The organism is Campylobacter sp. DY7 (genome assembly GCF_057802535.1).
On record NZ_JBYJAU010000002.1, the window covers coordinates 163,498 to 185,032 of the forward strand.

A 21,535-nucleotide genomic window follows, 5' to 3' on the forward strand; every position below is an offset into this window, starting at 1 on the left:
TTATAAAGAGTAAACATGTCTATTAATATTAATGTAATTGCTAAAGAAACTATCGTAGAGCTTACTAAAAGAAATCTTTTATTAACTCCTGAAAATTATTCAGAAGTATTTGATGAAGTAGCAAGAAAATACGGAAGAATTTCTCAAAATAGTGATAAAATCCAAAGCTATATTGCTAAATTAAATCCTATGTTAGCTCAAGATGTAAAAGGTAGAAATGTTAAAAGCTTAGAAGAATTAGTAGTATTTTTAATATCAAAAGCAAATGGTATTAAAGAAGATAATACAGATAAAAAAATCATTACAAATTATAGTATTTTATGCAGAAAACTATTTTCAATATTATCAAAAATACCAAATAAAGCTACAAAGTATTTAAGCGAAGAATCTTTAAATAAATTAAATAACATTAATATAAGGACTTTAGAAGATTTAAAAAACGATTGGATTAATGTAGAAGATGATCAGTTTGAATTAAATAATAAAATTCAGCATTTAGGCTTAAATGCAAGAGATGATTTTAAAGAGATTTTAGATGAATTAGCATCAAAATTAGAAAAGAGTAATGCTGATTCAATTTGCGAAAATTTAGCTCCATCAGTGGCTTATTCACTTACTCCGTCTATTGCAAATTATGTAAATGAAGAAATTAATCAATTTTGTGAGAGTATAAGTGCAGAGCCACAAATCTTAGGGGCAAAGCAAATTGCTGAACAATTTAAAGATTTGATTAAAAAAAGAATTGATATAGATAGAGCAGAGATTTCAAGTTCTAATAAAGTATTAAATGATGTTTTAGAGCAAATCAGCGATAAAATAGTTAATATTTTAAATATGGCAACTAATTCTCAAGTAAAAGTTCAAGAGATTAAAAAAGAAATAGAAAGTATTAAAGCAGAAGATAGAGCAATGCAAGTAATTAAAGAAAAATTAATCGCTATCGTTGCTACTTTTGAAAAAGAAATTATAGACTTAAAAGAAAAAACAAAACAAGATGCAGATACTTTAGGTGAATTAAAAATTAAAGTTCAAGGATTAGAGCAAGAAATTAATAAATTAAGAGAAGAAACCCAAGTAGACTTTTTAACTCAACTTGCAAACAAAAGACAATTAGAAGAGCAATTAAAATTAGCAGAAGAGTCTTATGGTAGATATAATATTAATTACTCAATAGCTTTTTTTGATATAGACCACTTTAAAGTTATTAATGATACTTATGGACACGCAGCAGGCGATACAATACTTGCTAATTTGGGAAATATTATTTTAAATAATATAAGAAAACTAGATTGTGCGGGAAGATACGGCGGAGAAGAATTTATGGTAATTTTACCTCATGCTTCTATTGATGATGCTGTGAAATTTGCAGAAAAAATTAGAGTTTTAGTATCAGAGCAAAAGTTCTTATGTAAAGGTAAAACAATTAGCATAAGAGTAAGTGGCGGTGTAAGTGATAGAAAGAGTTATGATACTCAAGAGCAGTTTATTGAAGCAGTTGATAAGCTTTTATATGCTGCAAAAGATGCAGGTAGAAATAATATAAAAAGTGCAAGCAGAAAATAATCTTACAAGCTATTTAGATAATTTAGCTGAATTTTACGAGAAATTTGACCTTTTTAAGGCTCATAGATTTAAACATTTATTAGGATTTGATTACACTCAAAAAGTAGTTCAAATCCTAGGCACTAACGGCAAGGGAAGCACTGGAAGATACCTTGCTTTAATGCTTAGTAATAGTGGCTATAAAGTAGGGCATTTTATAAGCCCACATATATTTTCTTATAAAGAGCGTTTTAATATATACGAAAACTCAAATCCATTAGAAATTAATCTTGATATTGCTCATCAAATATTACAAAGCAAATTAAAAGAGCTTAACACAAAAGAAAGCCTTAGTTATTTTGAATATTTATGCTTTTTAGCACCTATTGTTTTTGCTGAGTGCGATTTCATAGTGCTTGAAGCTGGACTTGGCGGTGAATACGATGCTACAAGTATTTTTAAAAGAGATTTATGTGTATTTACTCCTATTAGCATAGATCACGCTGATATTTTAGGCTCTAGTTTAGATGATATTTATAGAACAAAAATCAAAGCAATGCAAAATGTAAATGTATTTGCAAATGATAATGAAATGATAAGAAAGGCAGTCATTCAAAAAGGCGTAAAAGCAAGTTTTTTAAAATACGATTATTCTAAATTATGCCTTGATGAAAGCGAGTTTTTAAAGTATAATTTTAGCTTAGCTCAACTTGCTTATTTTGAACTACTTAATCATTTTTATATAGGAAAAGCTATTAAATTAGATTTAAGAGCTAGATGTGAAAAACTAGCAAAAAATATAATCATTGATGTAGGGCATAACGGCGCAGCTGCAAAGAATTTGAAATCGGAATTACAAAAGTATTTTAATGGTAAAGTTAGTTTAATAGCTAATTTTTTTGCTAATAAAGATGTAAAAGATATATTACAAATTCTAAAGCCTTGCATTGATGAAGTTTTGATTTTTAATTACGAAAGCTCACATAGAGCATTAGCTGATGTAAAAGGCATTTGCAAAGAGCTAGATATAAAATGTAATGATTTTTATAAGTTAGATGATAATAAATTTTATGCTGTATTTGGCTCTTTTGTTTTAGTAGAAAGGTTTTTAAAAGCTTATGCAAGCAAAATTATATGAATATTTATTAAAAAATAGCCCAAAAATAGTAGTTTGTGAAGACTTAAATGAGGCAAAAAGTCTTGCAAGTGTAGCCGAGTTTTTAAACAAAAAAAGCTTTATTATGCCTGATTTTAGAGCTGATGTAGGCGATGATTTACGCTCATTTACAATGGAGCTTTTTGATATCTCAAAGGTTTTGAGTGATTATTATGATTATCAAGATGAAAAGATTTTAATAATTCCTATTAATACTATTAAAAAGCCTTTACCTACAAAAGAAAATTTAAGATGTCTAGAAATTGAATTTGCAAGTAGAATTAATTTAAAAAATTTAGCAAAAGAGCTTTTAAGATTAAATTATACTTTAGTAGATATTGTGCAAAGCCCAGGGGAGTTTTGTATAGGGCATGAAAAAATAGATATTTTTTCTTTAAAATATGAAAATCCTATTAGGATTGTTTTATTTGATGATGAGGTTGAAAGCATTAAGCTTTTTGATGCAGCCACAGGACTTAGCTTTAAAGAAGAATTAGAAAAATGCTTAATTTTACCGATAATTTCAAGAGTTAGCGAAGATGAATTTGAAAAAATTAATGATGATATAAAAAACTCTGATGATAGTTTTAAAGACTATGAGAGCGTATTTTATTGGTATTTAAAATTGCATAATTATTTGGATTTTTCTTATGTTTGCATTAAAGAATTTGAAATAGGAAATGTAATTAGCAAAGCATTAAAATATCAAGATATGGTATTTATTCCTAGCAATGATTTTTTTAAATTAAACGAAAATAAAAAAATAAAACTTCTAGCAAGTAATGAAAATAAATTTTTAGAATTTAAGCTTGGGTCTAATGTAGAAAAAATTATTTCAAACGAAATTGTAAATATTAAAAGCGATGATGAATTAATAATAAGCCTTAATAAATACTATAAAAAAGAGAAAAAATATAAATCTAGCATAATCTTAGATGAATTAATTAAAAATGATTATGTAGTTCATGAGCGTTATGGAGTAGGTAGATTTTTAGGGCTTGAGCTAATAGAAAATGAAGGTAAAAAGCAAGAATTTATTGTGATTGAATATCAAAATGAAAATAAATTATTGCTACCTACTAGCTCACTTTATTTGCTTGATAAATATATTTCAAGTTCTATTCCTGAGCTTGATAAGTTAGGTAAAAATACCTTTGTAAAATTAAAAGAAAAGTTAAAAACAAAACTTCTAGCAATAGCAGGTGCGATAACTGAACTTGCAGCAAAAAGACAATTAATCGTAACAAAAGCTATTAAAAAGCCTTTAGAATATGAGCTTTTTAAGGCTAGTGCAGGGTTTAATTTAACAAGCGATCAAGAAAAAGCATTAGATGAAATTTTTGCTGAATTAGCAAAAACAACTCCTATGGATAGATTACTTAGTGCTGATGTGGGGTTTGGTAAAACTGAAGTTGCTATGCATGCAATATTTGCTTGTGTTAAAAGTGGTTTGAATGCTTTATTTTTCGTTCCAACTACGCTTTTATGCTCTCAGCATTATAAGACCTTAAAAAATCGCTTAGAGCCTTTTGGGATAAATGTATTTAGGCTTGATAGATTTTCAAATACTAAAAAAGCCATTATGAATACAAAAGAGCCTAAGGTTATAATAGGCACTCACTCGCTTTTATCTTTAGCGATTGATGATGTAGGATTAATAGTAATTGATGAAGAACATAAATTTGGCGTAAAACAAAAAGAAAAATTAAAAGATATAAGCATAAAAGCTCATCAATTAAGCATGAGCGCAACTCCAATTCCAAGAACTCTAAATCAAGCTTTAAGCACGCTTAAGACATATTCGCAAATCCTAACTCCGCCAAATGATAGGCTAGATGTTAGAACCTTTGTAAAACCTTATGATGATGCTTTGATTAAAGAGGTTATTGCTAGAGAACTAAGGCGTGGAGGGCAGATTTTTTATATTCACAATCATATTGCTTCAATTGAGCATAAAAAGCGTTATTTAGAGAATTTATATCCTAATCTTAGGATTTTAGTATTGCATTCAAAAATTCCTGCAAATGAAGCAGAAGAAAAGCTTTTTGCTTATGAAGATAAAAAATATGATTTATTATTATGCACGAGCATTGTAGAAAGCGGAATTGATTTAGCCAATGCAAATACCATAATAGTAGAAAAATCAAATCATTTTGGAATAGCAGATTTACACCAACTTCGTGGCAGAGTAGGGCGTAGTAAGATTCAAGGATTTTGCTATTTTCTAGTAGATAATGAAGAAAATCTTAGCGAAGATTCAAAAAAACGGCTTTTAAGTTTAGCAAGTAATTCATATCTTGGAAGTGGTAGCACGCTAGCGCAAATGGATTTAGAAATAAGAGGCGGTGGAAATTTATTAGGAGCTGAGCAAAGCGGACATATAGAACAACTCGGCTATGCTTTATATATAAAAATGCTTGAAGCTGAAATTAATCGCTTAAGCAAAGGTAATGTTACAAAAGAGATAAAATACGAGCAAAAACTATTAGTAAATGCTTATATAAGTGATTATTTGGTGCCAAATGATAAGTTAAGATTATCGCTATATAGAAAGGTAAATGAGTGCGAAAATTTAGCTGAACTTAGTGCTTTAGAAGATAGTTTTAATGATAGATTTGGTAAGTTTGATAGCTATACTAAGAATTATTTTTCACTTATGGCGATTAAGATTTTATGTATTAAAAATAATTTTATTGAAGTTAGTAACTACGAGCAAAATATAAAATTATTAAAAGAAAACGATGAAAGAATTATTCTAAAAGCACCTAGTAAAAGCGATGAAGATATAATTGTAACGATTTTAAAATATCTTAATTCTTTAAGCTAAATTCCTAATTCAAATTCTTGTTAATTTTCGTGGAATTTTAAATAGGAATTTGGATTAATTATCGTAAGCTTTTAAGATTAAAAGCTAAATTCCTAATTCAAATTCTTTCAACTAAAATAGTGTTAAATTTCTTCATCATTTATATAAATATTAAAGCTTTTTGGTTTGCTTATTTTTTTAATTGCTTCTTGAATGATGAAATTGTTTGTTTTCTTTTCTATATATAAAGTTTTGTTTTTGTAAGTAAAGTTGCAAAGTTCGTTTTCTTTGCCTTTGTTTAAAGTATTGCAAAATGCTAATATAAAATTAAGCCAGCTTATTGTATTTTCGTCTGGTAAGAGCTTGTTTAATTTGAGATTTTCATAGTTTATTTTTTTGCCGTGTTGTTCAATAATCGTTGCTATTAATGCCTTATCTTCGTGCTTTATGCAAAAATTTAATCCACTCAATATGCAATAGGCACTATGCTTGTGGTTTGAATAAAAGCTTAGCAATAAGCCACTTTCAATGAGTCTTGCAGCATAATTTAGGTGTTTTTGATATTTTTTATCTACATAATGAATATCTTCTAAAACATTAAAAAGTTTATTTACATTACTAACTAAAGAGCTTGATTTAAACTTAACTAATCTATCTTCTAAACTCTTTAAACTAGGGTTAAAATTAACAGGAAAGCCTTTGTGATGCTTGAATAAATCCTTTAAAAATACGCCTTCTCTTACTCCTGCACCACTTGTTATTATGTTTTTTATTTGAAGTTTTTTAATGATTTTATAAAAGACTAATGCACCCATTTTTATGGTATCGTGGCGTTCTTTTTTAATACCTAGCGAGCTTAGTTCTTGATTTTTACAATTTATAATTTTGTCTATAAAATCAATCTCATCATTAGCTTGATATGAAAAAGCATGAACTTGATTTAATGGATAGTCGTTTTTTTCCATAATTGCATTGCTAATTGCTCTTAAAGAGCCACCTATTGTAATTAGGGTTGAAGCTTTAAAATCTTGCGGGATTTTATCTAAATACGCATCTATGTGTTTTTCTAGTTTATTAAACTTATCTTTAAACAAATCTTTTAGCCTAACTGTTCCTAAATCAAGCGAGAATGTTTTTATTATTTTTTGATTTTCACAAAGACAAAGCTCAGCACTTCCTCCGCCTATATCAAGGCAGATTGCTCTTTCTTCAAGTTTTGGAAGTAGATTAATTGCACCAAAACCACTTAAGTATGCTTCTTCTTCGCCACTTATTGTTTTTATATTTAACTTTAAATCTTTTTTTAGTAGATTTACTAATTCATCTTTATTTACTGCATCTCTTAGGGCTGATGTGCCTATGCAATAAATTTTATTACATTTAAAATTAAGGGCTTGATTTTTAAAATATTTTATTATTTCATAAGCTTTTTTGATTTGTTTTTCTAAAAGTATATTATCTTGTTCGTAAGCACCTTGAGCTAGGCGAAATTTTACTTTTTGCTCGTTTAATATATAAAATCCATATCTTGAAGTTTTTTCATAAATCGCCATTCTAATGCCATTTGAACCTAAGTCAATAATTGCTGTTTTTTTTGCCATATTTCTCTCTTAATTTTTTTTGATTTTCATTGAAAAAATAGCTCTTGTTCCTTGCATATCTTTTCTGTTTTCAAGTTTTATTTCAGCTTTTAGAGCTGTTGCTGCTGATTTTGACAAATAAAGCCCTAATCCTACACCTTCTTTATTCCCAAATCGTTTAAAAGGTGCGAAATAATCTTTATCTTCGCTAATTCCACAACCCATATCATCTACATATAAATAAAATGTAGAATCTTTAATAAAAGTCGTAATTGTTATTATTGTATCTTCTCTTGAAAATTTAAAAGCATTTTGTATAAAATTTTGTAAAATTTGTGAAAATAGTGTTTTTTGTATTTTAATGCGAAGCTCATTTGGGCTTAGATTTAATTCTATGCGTTGGCTTGTTTTTGCACCTAAAAGACTAAAATTTTTGCTTTCATTTTTTATATACTCAATTAAGTCTATTTCATCAGGTTCTTCAAATTGAGCACCTTCTAATCGTCCTATTTTTAGAATTTCATTTATGATTTTGTTTATATTATCTATGCTTTCATTTGAATTTTTTATTGTATTAATGTAATACTCACTATCTCTTGGCTTTATTAGTGTTACATCGTTTTTTGCTTTTATTACTGCTAGCGGTGTTTTTAATTCGTGTGCAATTCCTATAAAAAGCTCTTTTTGTGAAGTGTTATAATTTTGTATTCTAGTAATTAAGTGATTTATGCTATTAATAATGTCTTTAAATTCTAACGGATAGTTTTTAGTATCAAGTCTATTAGTAAAATTATCATCAAATCTACTTATTTTCATACTTAATTCTTTTAAGTGCATTGAAAGTATTCTTGATAAAAATAAAGAATAAAAAATAATCAAACTAATAGCAATAATAATTATTAAAAATAAGCTTATAAATATAGTATCAAGTATTTTTATTGATTGAGTTATATCTTTTTTTAAGATTATATAATCTCCTAATTCATTATATGGATGAGTAAGAATTAGGATTTTTTTATCATTTTCATTGACTATTTTAAAGTTAGGTTTTGCATTTTTTTTATCTAAATGAATGATTTTATAATCTTTAAATATTATAAAATCAGAATTATTATTTACTTCTATTATACTTATTGCGTTTTTTATGAGATTATCAAATTCATTTTGCATAATATTAATCTTTAGAATCTGATAAGACAAAATTGAAAAAATAACAACTAGCACCGTAATAGTTGATGCTAGTTGTAAGAAAAACTTATTTCTTATGCTTTTTTGGGAAAGCAAAATCTATAGCCTCTTCTTCTAATTGTTTCAATAGTTGAAATCCCTAAAGGCTTATCCATTTTTTGTCTAATTTGATTGATTGCAACTTCAATTACATTAGGGGTTACTAATTCAGGTTCTTCCCAAATAGCGTCTAATAATTGCTCTTTTGAAACTATTTGATCTGAATGTCTTGCAAGGTGAGTTAATACTTCAAAAGGTTTTCCTTTTAGTTCTATTTCTTTACCTTTATATGTGATTTTTTCTTCATCTGGATCAATTTCAAGATTGTCAATTTTAATTGTATTTGAGCCACCAAATCTAAGTCTAGCTTCAATTCTAGCTAATAAAACATCAAAATCAAATGGCTTTTTAATATAATCATCAGCACCTGCTTTCAATGCTGTTATTTCACTTTCTTTATCATCTTTTGCTGATAGAATTATAACTGAAGTTCTTGAAGATTTTTGTTTTACAATATGAATTAAATCAGTTCCATCTCCATCAGGCAACATCCAATCAGTTAAAACCAAATCATAATTTCTAATTCCTACATAATAAGCAGCATCATTGCAATTCTCACAAGAATCTATTTGATAGCCGTATTCAGTTAAGCCTTCGGCTAAAGTCTTGTTTAAAGATATTTCATCTTCTACAACTAAAATACGCATTTTTTTTCCTTAAAGTAAAATTAAGGGAATGCTAACACAATTTAAGCAAACATTCAAGTTTTTTTAAACTTATTTTAATATTTTTTTTTGTATTTAGCACCCAAAGTTGCATTTTTCATAATTTCTAGTTTTTTAATTTTTATTTTAATCTTTTTTAATTGTGGAAATTTATTTTTAATTTTTTTAGCAAGTTTTTTATTTGCCTTTTCTAATGTGTAGAATTTCTTTTCTTTTAGATACTTTTTTGATAATTTTGCCACTTTTGCATAGTCCAAAAAGCTACTAGCCTTAGCATCTATTTCTAGGCTTATTTTTTGTTTTTCTAATCTTTCAAACTCTAATAAGCCTATTATACATTTAAAATCAATTTTAATTATTATATGACTTTGCATTCGTCTTTTAAAATCAATCTTTTAATATTAGGTATGTGTTTATAAAAAATAAAAAATAATATCAAATAAAGCGGAGCATGAGAATTAATACTAAGATCAGCATATAAAAACTCAGCACTTATTACACCTATACTAAATCCTATTAATGAAGCTAAGCTTGATATTTTAAATACTTTACCTATGATAAGCCAGCAAATTAGTCCTATTATTACAGAATAAGGAACAAGTAATATCAATGCACCTGCTCCACTAGCTACTCCTTTACCGCCATCAAAACCTAGATAAATACTATAACAATGCCCTATAACACTAAGAACTGCCATAGCCCAAATTGTAGAAATATTAACATCATTTATTAGTGCAAAAGCAATAGGTAACATTGCTTTTAAAAAATCGCTTAGCATTGTTGCTATTGCTAATTTTTTAGCTAGTTTTGGATTTACTTGCTTTACTACTCTTAATACATTAGTTGCACCTATACTTTTTGAGCCTGATTCTTTTATATTTACTTTTGCAAATTGCTTTGCGTATATTAATCCAAAAGGAATAGAGCCTATTAAATAGGCGATTAACATATAAATTAAGTTATGGTTAGTAAATAAATCTATTATAAATACATCAAGACCCATTATTAATCTCTTTTATAAAGGCTTAATTGGTTTTTTAGCTCTACTAATGTTTCATCTACTCTTCTACTTGCAAATTCTTGAATTTTTTTAGCATCTTCTTGATTTGGTAGAATTTCTAAACAATATCTATAAGCATTTTGATATACGATTAAAACAACTAGTTTAAATTTTAAATTAAATTCAACTGCTTCATTTGAATATGGCATATGTAAGTGTATATAAGATGATAAGATATCTCCACTCTTAAATCCTACATCTTCATTAGATACAACACCAATTCCACCTTCTGAAATATCAAATAGTTTTCCATTTGCCACTCTTCCATCTTCGTGAGTTAGAGCAATTTTTGTAAATTCATTAGGATGAACCCTAGGATATGCTCTTTTTAAAGCATGCATATATGGTTGGCTTTCAAAATTGTTTAGAGTTACTGTGCAATTTACTATATTTACTGATAGTATGTTTGCTTTTATATTTTTTTGTAAATATTGATTTTGAATAATATAAGCACAATCTTCTTCTTTCATTGCTAGTATTTGCATTAAATCAACTTTTACTACTATACTAGCATCTTCAACTTGTAGTATTTCTCCATAAGTTCTTACAGGAACACCATTATAAAGATTTAAAAACTCTAGTTTTTCGCCTACCGAAATCATCTTTTTAAATGTGTCTATAAAGTTTTCATGTATAAAAAATCCACCTGAGCTACTAGCTGAAAATACATTAATAGAGCTTTGTGTAGTTGATGAATCATGGCAAATTGTGCAAAAAATAGAACCATATCTTTCTAATGCAAAAGCTAAATTTGTAACTAGTTTATGATTTAAATTATTGCTTAATACATGTTTTGAGTAATCAATATAAGTTTTTAGTAAGAATTCAAAAAAACAAGCCTTGTTAAAATCTTTAGTTTTAGCAATTTCTTTACCTCTTTCAGTATCAAAATCTTTTGTTAAAAGCATTGAGAAAAGCTCTTCATAGGCTTCTTCACATTCTTTTGATAAAAATTTGCCTTCGCTTCTATAATGCGTCTGAATATTATTTATAAATTTATGTGTATATTTTTCAAAATAACTAATACTAGAATTAACTAGTTCATTTCTACCTTCAAAACCCATAACTAATTTCCTTTTTAATTAAAAATTCCTATAAGTGTAGCAAAAAAAATAAAATTTTAAATAAAAATTAATGATTTTTTGATAGTATTCGCTTTTTACAACTCATTTAAGCTTATAAATCTTTAAAATTTTAAAGTGCTTAATGGGACTTACTAAATCAAAAAGGATGAAATATGTATGCTATTTTTAAACATAGCGGTAAGCAGTATAAAGTAAGTGTTGGCGATGAGTTAAAGTTAGATCGCTTTGAAGCAGAAAAAAAGTCTATCGTAGAAGTTACAGAAGTTTTAGCTATTAACGATAAAGAATTAAAAATAGGCACACCTTTTGTTAGTGGAGCTAAAGTTGTTCTTGAAGTTATTAACGAAGGTAAAGATAAAAAAGTTGTAATTTTTAAGAAAAGAAGAAGAAAAGATTCTAAACTAAAAAGAGGTTTTAGAAGACAATTTACTCGTGTAGTAGTAAAAGAAATTAAAGCGTAAGGAGAAATACAATGGCACACAAGAAAGGTCAAGGTTCAACTCAAAATAATAGAGACTCGATAGGTAGACGTCTAGGTGTTAAGAAATTTGGTGGCGAGTTCGTAAGAGCTGGTAATATTATTATTCGCCAAAGAGGAACTGCAACACACGCAGGAGCAAATGTTGGAATGGGAAGAGACCATACAATTTTTGCTTTAGTTGATGGTTTTGTTAAATTTGAAAGAAAAGACAAAAACCGCAAAAAAGTATCTGTATATCCTGCAGTTTAATTAATATAAAAGGAGCTTGGAATAATGTTTGTTGATAGTATAAAAATTAGGCTAAGCTCTGGAAACGGCGGAGCGGGTGCTAGCTCATTTCGCCGTGAAAAACATGTCCCGCTAGGTGGTCCTGATGGTGGAGATGGTGGCCGTGGTGGTGATGTTGTAATAATATGCGATAACAATCTTCATACTTTAGCTCATTTTAAAGGTAAAACCCACTTAAAAGCTGATAATGGCGATGGTGGTTTGCCAAGAAATAAAAATGGTAAAAAAGGTGCTAATTTAGAAATTAAGGTTCCTATTGGAACTCAAATTATTAATTTAGAAAATAATGAAATATTGCATGATTTTACTACTTTAGGAGAGCAAATTGTTTTACTAAAAGGTGGTCTTGGTGGTCTTGGAAATAGACATTTTAAAAGTGCAGTAAATCAAAGACCAACTTATGCACAACCTGGTAAAAAAGGTGAAAGTATAGAAGTAAGACTTGAATTAAAATTAATCGCTGATGTTGGCTTGGTAGGTTATCCAAATGTTGGTAAATCTACTTTAATTAGCATTGTAAGCAATGCAAAGCCTGAGATAGCTGATTATGAATTTACTACTTTAACTCCAAAATTAGGAGTTGTTGATATTAATGACTACTCATTCGTAATGGCTGATATTCCTGGAATAATAGAAGGTGCTAGCGAAGGTAAAGGGCTTGGTTTTGAGTTTTTAAAACATATTTCAAGATCTAAGTGCTTGTTGTTTATGCTAGATAGTTTTAAGCAAATGAGTATTAAAGAACAATTTATTAACTTATATAAAGAATTAGAAACTTACGGATTAAATGATTTTAAATTTGCAGTTGCAATTACTAGATGTGATGTTGCAAAAGAGAATTTAGATCAGGAAATTGAACTTTTAAATGAATATTTAAAAAGATATGATAATTTAGTTTTTGTTACAAAAATATCTTCAGTTACAAATGATGGTATAAAAGAATTAAAATTATCTTTATCAAAAATGTTATTTGAATAACAAATCTTAACTTTTAGGTATATCATGAAAAAAAATATTGTATTTATGGGAACGCCCGAATTTTCGGCATTTATTTTAGAAGAATTAGCAAAAATTCATAATATAAGTTTAGTTTTAACGCAAACAGATAAAGAAGTTGGAAGAAAAAAAATATTAACCCCTAGTCCTGTAAAAGAAGTTGCTTTAAAACTAGGCTTAGAATTAATCCAACCTAAAACTTTAAAAAACAATATAGAAGTTTTTGAACTAATTAAAAGCAAAAAACCTGATTTTATAATAGTTGCAGCTTATGGTAAGATACTACCTAAAGATATTTTAGATATAGTACCTTGTATTAATACGCATGCAAGTTTATTACCTTATTATAGGGGAGCTTCTCCTATTCAGAGTGCGATTTTAAATGCAGATGAAATAAGCGGAGTAACTCTTATGAATATGGATGTAGGGCTTGATACAGGTGATATTTTGTATCAGCAAGAATTAAATATCAAAGATTTAACTTCACCTATTGTATTTGATAAAATGTCTAAGTTATCAGCAAAAATGTTGCTTGAACTACTTGAAAATCCAAGTAGTTTCAAAGCTATTAAACAAGATGATAGTCTAGCAACTCATACAAAAATTATCAAAAAACAAGATGGGCTTATTGAATTAAACGATGCAAAAGAAATTTATCAAAAATTTTTAGCATTCTATGATTGGCCTAATGTGTTTTTAGAAAATGGTTTAAAATTTAATGAGTTGATTTTAAATGAATACGAAAGCTTTAATGATGAAGGTATTATTAAAAAAATAGGTAAAAATTATTTTATTTTAACTTGCAAAAAAGGTTCATTAAAAATATTAAAGCTTCAAGAAGCTGGCAAAAAATCCCTAGATGCAAATGTATATTTAAATGGTAAAAGATTAAAAGAAGGGGATAAACTTGTTTAAGTTTGCCCTAGCTAAGACAATAAGCTCAACTCAAACTGAGCTTATTGCGGCAATTAAAAAAGGTTTTAATGAAAAATCTTTTGCTATTGCAGCTCTTATGCAAACAAATGGAATTGGCTCTTGTAATAGGGTTTGGAATAGTGAAGGTAGTTTTGTAATTCCGAATTCAAATTCTAGTGTAAAAAATGATGATTTTTCTAACATAGATTTTGTTTTTTATGATGATTATTCTAAATTTAATTTAGATATTAAAAATAATTTATATATTTCTTTTTATTCTGATAATATTCCTAGTGATTTACCTATTCAATCTGCTAGCATATATTATTCAATGATTATGAAATTAGTTTTACAAGAAAATAATTCCAAAGTTTTTATTAAATGGCCTAATGATTTTTATATAGCTAATAAAAAAATAGGTGGTTTAATAACTTCAAAAGTAAAAGATAAATTAGTATGTGGCTTAGGTTTAAACATTACTAATGCACCAAATGAAGCAATGGTTTTGGATATAAACATAAGTTATTCAAACTTGCTTAAAGCTTTTTTTGATAAAATTAGTTATGGTTATTCTTGGAAAGAAATTTTTGAGTATTATAAAAGAGATTTTGAGTTAAGTAGAGCTTTTTATTTTAAAAGTGATGAAAGTGTTCATTCTTTAGAAGATGCGAAATTATATGAAGATGGCTCAATTTTAGTAGATAATAAAAGGATATATAGTTTAAGATGAGTGAGATTATAACGATTGCTAACCAAAAGGGTGGCGTAGGAAAAACAACAACAGCAGTAAATCTAGCAGCATCTTTAGCAGTTGCGGAAAAAAGTGTATTACTTATAGATATGGATCCGCAAGGAAATGCTACAACAGGATGTGGATGTAAAAAGAGCGATTTTAATATTTATCATGTTTTAAGTGGTAAAAAAACTCTTGATGAAATTATTTTAAAAACTAGTTTGCCAAAACTTGATTTAGCTCCATCAAATATTGTTTTAACAAGTTTTGAACAAGAACTTGGCTCTAATCAAAGCAAACAGATTTTATCAAAAGCTTTAGCTAGTGTTGTGGATAAATATGATTATGTTATTATTGATTCTCCACCATCATTGGGAAATATTACTATTAATGCACTTGTAGCAAGCACTGATGTTATAATTCCTATTCAATGTGAATATTTAGCTTTAGAAGGTTTGGTATTGATTTTAAGAACTATACAAACAATCAAAAAAACATTTAATTCAAAGCTAAAAATTAGAGGAATTTTACCTACTATGTATAGTCCGCAAAACAATTTATCTAAAGAAATTGTAACGGAATTAAAAAAGCATTTTAGTGAGAAATTGTTTAAAAAAGATGGTGAAATTGTAATTATTCCTAGGAATGTAAAATTAGCAGAAAGTCCTAGTTTTGGAAAGCCTATAATTTTATATGATATAAAATCACCAGGCTGTGTGGCTTATCAAAGCTTAGCAACTTCTTTAATAGGATAAAAAAATGGCAAAAAAATCTTTAGGTGCAGATTTTAGTAGTATTTTAGATGATATTTCACTTGCTTATGATGATGAGATGAGTGGAGTATTTCATAATGAGTTAGATTCAATAAAAGAAATTGATATAGACGAAATTACTCCAAATCCATATCAACCAAGAAAAAATTTTAACGAAGATAGTATAAATGAGCTTGCAATTTCTATTAAAAATCATGGTTTATTGCAGCCTATTGTTGTAATTGATGCAGATGAGTTGTGTGAAAAAGCAAAAGAAAATGGAGAAGTTTTAGAAAAAACTACCAAATATTTTTTAATTGCAGGAGAAAGAAGATTAAGAGCTTTTAAAACTCTTAAAGAAACAAAGATAAGAGCTATTATTGCAAATATTGATTCAGGTAAAACAAGAGAATTGGCTTTACTTGAAAACATACAAAGAGAAGATTTAAATCCTATTGAATTAGCTTTGGCTTATAAAGAATTAATGAGAGTAAGAAATATAACTCAAGAAGAACTAGCTCAAAGTATACAAAAAAGTAGAGCAAATATTGCAAACACTTTAAGGCTTTTAACCCTTAGTGAAGATACACAAAAATTAATTATTGAAGGTAAATTAAGTGCAGGCCATGCAAAAGTTATTGCAGGACAAAAAGAAGATGAAAAAATTTTAGTAAATACTATAATAGGTCAAAAGCTTAATGTAAGAGATTGTGAAAAATTAGCAAATAAATTAAAAGGCAAAAGTTTAAATCATTTATTAGATGAGCAATTATTAAATAAGTTAAAAGAATTTGAAATAGATTTCAAGCTACAAAATGGCAAGCTTATATTAAATTTAAGTCAAGAAAAGACCAAAAATTTTATTGAAAAAGCTATAAAAAACTTATAATTTAATATTGTTTCATTTTTTTATGTTAATATAAAATTTTATCAAAATAAGGAGAATGTATGTTTGATGACTTAGATCTTAAAATGATGTTATTAACAGCTACTTTGTTTATAATATTGTTTTGGATTTTAGATTCAATCTTATATAAACCATTACTTTCTTTTATGAAAAATAGAGATGATGGAATAAGAGAAGATGAAGCAAAAATCCAGCAAAACAACACAGATGCTAGTAATAATGAAACATTAATTGCTAAGATTTATGCTGATGCAAGAGCTAAAGCTCAAGCCATCAAAAGCGAGCAGGTTGCTATGGCTAAAGAAAAAGCCTCTAAAGCTATAGAAGAAAAAAAGGTTAGTTTTGATTTAGAATATCAAAAATTTTTAAGCGAACTAGAAGTTAAAAAAACTCAATTTAAAAATGAATTAAGAGCTGATTTAACTCAATATGAAAATGCTTTAAAAACTAGCATTGAGAAAATTTAAGGTTGTTTTATGAATAGATTGATTTTTATTTTATTACCAACTTTTTTATTAGCTAGTGAGAGCGATATTTTTCCTAGAACAATAAACTTTATAATATTCGTAGTTATTATATATTTTTTACTTGCAAAACATGTAAAAAAAATATATAACGATAGAATTGACAATATTAAAAATAGACTAGTTAGTATAGAAAAAAGTTTAGATGAAGCTAAGAAAAATAAAGAAGATGCTATTAAAAGAATTGAAATAGCAAATAATGAAGCAGATAAATTAATAGTATTAGCTAAAGAACAAGCTGCTAAATTAAGTGAAAATATTTTAAAAGATGCAGAAAATGAGATCGAAAATATGAAAAAATCTTATGAAGAGCAAAAAATATTTGAAGAGAAAAAAGCTAAAGCTGAAGTTGTAAATGAGCTTTTAGATGAGCTTTTAAACTCTAATATTAATTTAAAACAAAATGATTTATTAGATATTGTTTCAAGGAAAGTTAGCTAATGGAAAAGTATGTAGATATTATAATGCAAAGAAATGATAGAGAAGATTTCGTAAAAGCACTTGAGATTTTATCTAAAGCTTTTGAAGACAAAAACACATTAGTAATTATTAATGCGGTAGGTATTAGCTTGGATAAAAAAGTTGAATTTTTAGCTAGTATTTGCAATACTAATAAAAAAGAAATAATTAATTTGTTAAAAGTACTAGGTATCAATTCAAAATTAGATAAAATTCCTAGTTTTTATAGTAGATTAGTTAAAAAAATAGCTTTAGAAAACAATATTTATTATGCTGATATATATTCTAAAGATAAAATGAGTGATAGTGATATTTCAAAACATGAAAAGGAATTATCAAACTATTTCAAAAAAGATATTAAATTAAGAAATATTATTCATGATAAAAATGAAATCAAGATTTATATTGAAGATTTAGGTTATGAAATAATAGTTTCTGAATTGTCTTTAAAAGAAAAAATCAAACAACATATAATGAAAGCAATTTAAGAGGAGTAACAGTGAGTTTTAACGCAAATGAAATTAGCTCAATTATTAAAGAAAGAATTGAGAATTTTAATTTAAATTTAGAAATTGAAGAAACTGGTAAAGTTATTTCAATAGCTGATGGTGTTGCTAATGTTTTTGGATTAAAAAATGTTATGGCAGGAGAAATGGTAGAATTTGAAAACGGCGAAAAAGGTATGGCATTAAACCTTGAAGAAAGTAGTGTTGGTGTCGTTGTTTTAGGAAGTTTTTCAAATATTAAAGAAGGAAGCTCTGTTAAGAGATTAAAACAATTATTAAAAGTTCCTGTTGGAGAAGAATTAATAGGTCGTGTTGTTAATGCTTTAGGTGAGCCAATTGATGCAAAAGGTCCTATTAATACTACTAAATCAGCTTTTGTTGAAGAAAAAGCTAAAGGTATTATGGCAAGAAAAAGCGTTCACGAGCCATTACAAACAGGTATTAAAGCAATCGATGCTCTTGTTCCAATTGGTCGTGGTCAAAGAGAATTAATCATCGGAGATAGACAAACAGGAAAAACAACAGTAGCAGTAGATACAATAATCAATCAAAAAGGTCAAAATGTTGTATGTATTTATGTTGCAATCGGACAAAAACAAAGCACAGTTGCTCAAGTTGTTAAAAAATTAGAAGAGCACGGAGCAATGGAATATACTATAGTAGTAAGTGCAACAGCGAGCGATTCAGCTGCACTTCAATATCTTGCACCATATACCGGTGTTACTATGGGTGAATATTTTAGAGATAATAGTAAGCATGCTTTAATTGTATATGATGATTTAAGTAAGCACGCAGTAGCTTATCGTGAAATGAGCTTGATTTTACGCAGACCTCCAGGACGCGAAGCATATCCGGGCGATGTATTCTACCTACATTCAAGATTACTAGAAAGAGCTTCAAAATTAAGTGATGCTTTAGGTGCAGGTTCTCTAACAGCTTTACCTATCATTGAAACTCAAGCAGGCGACGTTTCAGCTTATATTCCAACAAACGTTATTTCAATTACAGATGGACAAATCTTCTTAGAAACAGACTTGTTTAACTCAGGTATTCGTCCAGCTATTAACGTAGGTTTATCAGTATCAAGGGTAGGTGGTTCAGCTCAAATTAAAGCTACTAAGCAAGTTTCAGGAACATTAAGACTAGACCTTGCACAATATCGTGAATTACAAGCGTTCGCACAATTTGCAAGTGATTTAGATGAGAGTTCAAGAAAACAATTAGAGCGTGGTCAAAGAATGGTTGAAGTATTAAAACAACCTCCATATAGCCCATTAGCTATTGAAAAACAAATTGTTTTAATTTATGCAGGAACAAGAGGTTTCTTAGATGATGTTTCAGTAGATAAGATTAATAAATTTGAAAATGATTTATATGCTTATATCGAAACAAAATCTCCAGAAATTTTTGAACAAATTAGAACTAAAAAAGCTTTAGATAGTGATTTGGAAGATAAGATTAAAAATTTATTAAATGAGTTTAAAGCAGCACAAGCGTAGGTTTTAATAATGGCAAATTTAAAAGAGATAAAAAGAAAAATAAAAAGCGTTCATAATACACAAAAGACTACAAATGCTATGAAGCTTGTTTCAACTGCTAAATTAAAAAAAGCAGAAGAATTAGCAAAAAAGTCTAAAGTGTATGCTAATAAATTACAAGAAGTTATGCATGAGATTTCATACAAGCTTAATCAGTTTGATATGGCAAGGGATAGCAGATTTTTTGGTAAGCATGAAATAAAAGTTGTGGATGTTATTTTTGTTACTTCGGATAAAGGTTTATGTGGTGGTTTTAATATAAAAACTTTAAAAGAAGTTAGTAAAATTATTAAAGAAAATAAAGAAAAAGGTATTAAAACTAGATTAAGAGCAATAGGAAAAGTAGGTATTGAGTTTTTTAATTTCCAAAAAATTGAAATTCTTGATAAACACACAGGCGTAAGCTCATCACCTGATTACGAAAAGGCAAGAGAAATTATAAACCTAGCAATAAATGATTTTGTTGCTTGCGAAACTGATAAGATAGTTTTAGTTCATAATGGTTATAAAAATATGATTTCTCAAGAATTATCAGTATGTAATTTATTGCCAGTAGAATCAGACAATTTTGAAATTCCGAATTCAAATTCTTTATTAGAAATTGAGCCGGAAGAAAAGGAAGTTTTAGAAGAATTACTAAAACGCTATATTGAATATAGTATGTTTTATTCATTAATTGATAGTCTAGCTGCAGAACATAGTGCTAGAATGCAAGCAATGGATAATGCAACTAATAATGCTAAAGCAAGAGTAAAAGAACTTAATTTAGCATACAATAAAGCAAGACAAGAAAGCATAACCACTGAATTAATTGAGATTATTAGTGGTGTTGAATCAATGAAAGAATAGGAGAATAGATGCAAGGATTTATATCTCAGGTATTAGGACCTGTTGTAGATGTTGAATTTAGCGACTACTTACCGCAAATTAACGAAGCAATTGAAGTAAATTATGAGGTAGAAGGTAAGCAAATTCGTTTAATATTAGAAGTTGCTGCTCATTTAGGCGATGGTCGTGTAAGAACTATTGCTATGGATATGACAGATGGTTTAGTAAGAGGAACAAAAGCTACTAGTTTAGGTGCTCCTATTAGTGTTCCTGTTGGCGAAAAAGTATTAGGTAGAATTTTCAATGTTGTTGGAGATTTAATTGACGAAGGTGCTCCTGAAAATTATGAAACAAAATGGGCAATTCATAGAGAACCACCTAAATTTGAAGAACAAAGCACAAAAAGTGAAATTTTTGAAACAGGTATTAAAGTAGTTGATTTACTTGCTCCTTATGCAAAAGGTGGTAAAGTAGGATTATTCGGTGGTGCTGGTGTTGGTAAAACCGTTATTATTATGGAATTAATTCACAATGTTGCATTTAAACATAGTGGTTATTCAGTATTTGCAGGTGTTGGTGAGAGAACTCGTGAAGGTAATGACCTTTATAACGAAATGAAAGAAAGTAATGTTTTAGACAAAGTTGCCTTATGCTATGGTCAAATGAATGAACCACCAGGGGCAAGAAACCGTATTGCTTTAACTGGTCTTACAATGGCTGAATACTTTAGAGATGAAATGGGACTTGATGTTTTAATGTTTATTGATAATATCTTTAGATTTTCTCAATCAGGTTCAGAAATGTCAGCTCTACTTGGTCGTATTCCATCAGCTGTTGGTTATCAACCGACTTTAGCAAGTGAAATGGGTAAATTCCAAGAAAGAATTACATCAACTAAAAAAGGTTCAATTACTTCAGTTCAAGCAGTTTATGTTCCAGCAGACGACTTAACAGACCCTGCACCTGCGACTGTTTTTGCTCACTTAGATGCAACAACGGTTTTAAATAGAAGTATTGCAGAAAAAGGAATTTATCCTGCGGTTGACCCACTTGATTCAACTTCTAGAATGCTTGACCCACAAATCATCGGTGAAGAGCATTATAAGGTAGCTCGTGGAGTTCAAAGTGTATTGCAAAAGTATAAAGACCTACAAGATATTATTGCTATTTTGGGTATGGATGAGCTTAGTGAAGAAGATAAATTAATTGTTGAAAGAGCAAGAAAAATTGAAAAATTCCTATCTCAACCATTCTTCGTTGCAGAAGTTTTCACAGGAAGCCCTGGAAAATATATAAGCCTTGAAGAAACAATAGCAGGATTTAAAGGTATATTAGAAGGTAAATACGATGATTTACCAGAAAATGCGTTCTATATGGTAGGAAATATTGAAGAGGCTATACAGAAAGCAGAAAAATTAAAGGCTTAA

The 21,535-nt window shown here is 28.1% G+C and carries 22 protein-coding genes; 16 read left to right on the forward strand and 6 right to left on the reverse strand.

Annotated elements, in window-relative coordinates:
• Positions 1-15 precede the first annotated feature (15 nt).
• From AC1B00_RS02220 to mfd, 3 genes are read left to right on the forward strand one after another with little or no spacing between them, the layout of a single operon-like run.
• Positions 16-1,563 carry a GGDEF domain-containing protein gene (locus AC1B00_RS02220; RefSeq protein ID WP_488847901.1) on the forward strand — a complete coding sequence of 516 codons (1,548 nt, stop codon included), beginning with the start codon at positions 16-18 and terminating at the stop codon, positions 1,561-1,563.
• Positions 1,547-2,680: a Mur ligase family protein gene (locus AC1B00_RS02225; RefSeq protein WP_488847902.1), complete on the forward strand. Its 1,134-nt coding sequence runs from the start codon at positions 1,547-1,549 to the stop codon at positions 2,678-2,680. The genes AC1B00_RS02220 and AC1B00_RS02225 overlap by 17 nt, the downstream gene beginning before the upstream one ends.
• Positions 2,661-5,525 (forward strand): transcription-repair coupling factor, encoded by a 2,865-nt coding sequence (gene mfd / locus AC1B00_RS02230; RefSeq protein WP_488847903.1) that lies wholly within the window; start codon positions 2,661-2,663, stop codon positions 5,523-5,525. The genes AC1B00_RS02225 and mfd overlap by 20 nt, the downstream gene beginning before the upstream one ends.
• A gap of 122 nt (positions 5,526-5,647) precedes the next feature.
• Here the strand turns inward: mfd and AC1B00_RS02235 are convergent, their stop codons facing one another.
• From AC1B00_RS02235 to AC1B00_RS02260, 6 genes are all read right to left on the reverse strand, one after another.
• The gene (locus AC1B00_RS02235) at positions 5,648-7,105 is read right to left on the reverse strand and encodes a Ppx/GppA phosphatase family protein (protein WP_239817973.1); all 1,458 of its coding nucleotides are present in this window, start codon (positions 7,103-7,105) and stop codon (positions 5,648-5,650) included.
• Between the two features lie 9 nt (positions 7,106-7,114).
• Entirely contained in the window at positions 7,115-8,254 is a 1,140-nt protein-coding gene (locus AC1B00_RS02240) for a sensor histidine kinase (protein WP_488847905.1), read from the reverse strand.
• Positions 8,255-8,346: 92 nt separating this feature from the next.
• A complete protein-coding gene (hsrA, locus tag AC1B00_RS02245; RefSeq protein WP_239817975.1) occupies positions 8,347-9,018 on the reverse strand; it encodes a homeostatic response regulator transcription factor HsrA in 672 nt (223 codons plus the stop codon).
• Positions 9,019-9,092: 74 nt separating this feature from the next.
• Positions 9,093-9,410 carry a dihydroneopterin aldolase gene (locus AC1B00_RS02250; protein ID WP_488847906.1) on the reverse strand — a complete coding sequence of 106 codons (318 nt, stop codon included), beginning with the start codon at positions 9,408-9,410 and terminating at the stop codon, positions 9,093-9,095.
• Positions 9,395-10,039: a glycerol-3-phosphate 1-O-acyltransferase PlsY gene (gene plsY, locus AC1B00_RS02255; RefSeq protein ID WP_488847907.1), complete on the reverse strand. Its 645-nt coding sequence runs from the start codon at positions 10,037-10,039 to the stop codon at positions 9,395-9,397. The genes AC1B00_RS02250 and plsY overlap by 16 nt, the downstream gene beginning before the upstream one ends.
• 2 nt (positions 10,040-10,041) lie before the next feature.
• Positions 10,042-11,160, reverse strand: a complete 1,119-nt coding sequence (locus tag AC1B00_RS02260) for a PilZ domain-containing protein (RefSeq protein ID WP_488847908.1) — start codon at positions 11,158-11,160, stop codon at positions 10,042-10,044.
• 173 nt (positions 11,161-11,333) lie between these two features.
• Here AC1B00_RS02260 and rplU point away from each other — a divergent pair, with 173 nt between their 5' ends.
• The 13 genes from rplU to atpD are packed head-to-tail and all read left to right on the forward strand — an operon-like array spanning position 11,334 to position 21,535.
• A complete protein-coding gene (gene rplU / locus AC1B00_RS02265; RefSeq protein WP_239817978.1) occupies positions 11,334-11,642 on the forward strand; it encodes a 50S ribosomal protein L21 in 309 nt (102 codons plus the stop codon).
• Positions 11,643-11,653: 11 nt separating this feature from the next.
• Positions 11,654-11,911 carry a 50S ribosomal protein L27 gene (gene rpmA, locus AC1B00_RS02270; RefSeq protein ID WP_214117382.1) on the forward strand — a complete coding sequence of 86 codons (258 nt, stop codon included), beginning with the start codon at positions 11,654-11,656 and terminating at the stop codon, positions 11,909-11,911.
• A 24-nt stretch (positions 11,912-11,935) separates the two neighbouring features.
• On the forward strand, positions 11,936-12,928 hold the full coding sequence (gene obgE, locus AC1B00_RS02275) for a GTPase ObgE (RefSeq protein WP_488847909.1): 993 nt from the start codon (positions 11,936-11,938) through the stop codon (positions 12,926-12,928).
• A 24-nt stretch (positions 12,929-12,952) separates the two neighbouring features.
• Positions 12,953-13,861, forward strand: a complete 909-nt coding sequence (gene fmt / locus AC1B00_RS02280) for a methionyl-tRNA formyltransferase (RefSeq protein WP_488847910.1) — start codon at positions 12,953-12,955, stop codon at positions 13,859-13,861.
• Positions 13,854-14,591, forward strand: a complete 738-nt coding sequence (locus AC1B00_RS02285; protein WP_488847911.1) for a biotin--[acetyl-CoA-carboxylase] ligase — start codon at positions 13,854-13,856, stop codon at positions 14,589-14,591. Before fmt ends, AC1B00_RS02285 begins: the two co-directional genes overlap by 8 nt.
• Entirely contained in the window at positions 14,588-15,349 is a 762-nt protein-coding gene (locus tag AC1B00_RS02290; RefSeq protein ID WP_239817982.1) for a ParA family protein, read from the forward strand. The genes AC1B00_RS02285 and AC1B00_RS02290 overlap by 4 nt, the downstream gene beginning before the upstream one ends.
• Before the next feature lie 4 nt (positions 15,350-15,353).
• Positions 15,354-16,235 carry a ParB/RepB/Spo0J family partition protein gene (locus tag AC1B00_RS02295; protein WP_488847912.1) on the forward strand — a complete coding sequence of 294 codons (882 nt, stop codon included), beginning with the start codon at positions 15,354-15,356 and terminating at the stop codon, positions 16,233-16,235.
• A 59-nt stretch (positions 16,236-16,294) separates the two neighbouring features.
• On the forward strand, positions 16,295-16,720 hold the full coding sequence (locus AC1B00_RS02300; RefSeq protein ID WP_488847913.1) for a F0F1 ATP synthase subunit B family protein: 426 nt from the start codon (positions 16,295-16,297) through the stop codon (positions 16,718-16,720).
• Positions 16,721-16,729: 9 nt separating this feature from the next.
• Positions 16,730-17,218, forward strand: coding sequence for a F0F1 ATP synthase subunit B family protein (locus AC1B00_RS02305; RefSeq protein ID WP_488847914.1), 489 nt, complete (start codon positions 16,730-16,732; stop codon positions 17,216-17,218).
• Positions 17,218-17,724: a F0F1 ATP synthase subunit delta gene (locus tag AC1B00_RS02310; protein ID WP_488847915.1), complete on the forward strand. Its 507-nt coding sequence runs from the start codon at positions 17,218-17,220 to the stop codon at positions 17,722-17,724. Before AC1B00_RS02305 ends, AC1B00_RS02310 begins: the two co-directional genes overlap by 1 nt.
• A gap of 11 nt (positions 17,725-17,735) precedes the next feature.
• A complete protein-coding gene (gene atpA / locus AC1B00_RS02315; RefSeq protein WP_239817987.1) occupies positions 17,736-19,241 on the forward strand; it encodes a F0F1 ATP synthase subunit alpha in 1,506 nt (501 codons plus the stop codon).
• Between the two features lie 9 nt (positions 19,242-19,250).
• Positions 19,251-20,129: an ATP synthase F1 subunit gamma gene (gene atpG / locus AC1B00_RS02320; protein WP_488847917.1), complete on the forward strand. Its 879-nt coding sequence runs from the start codon at positions 19,251-19,253 to the stop codon at positions 20,127-20,129.
• Positions 20,130-20,137: 8 nt separating this feature from the next.
• Entirely contained in the window at positions 20,138-21,535 is a 1,398-nt protein-coding gene (gene atpD / locus AC1B00_RS02325; protein ID WP_336611340.1) for a F0F1 ATP synthase subunit beta, read from the forward strand.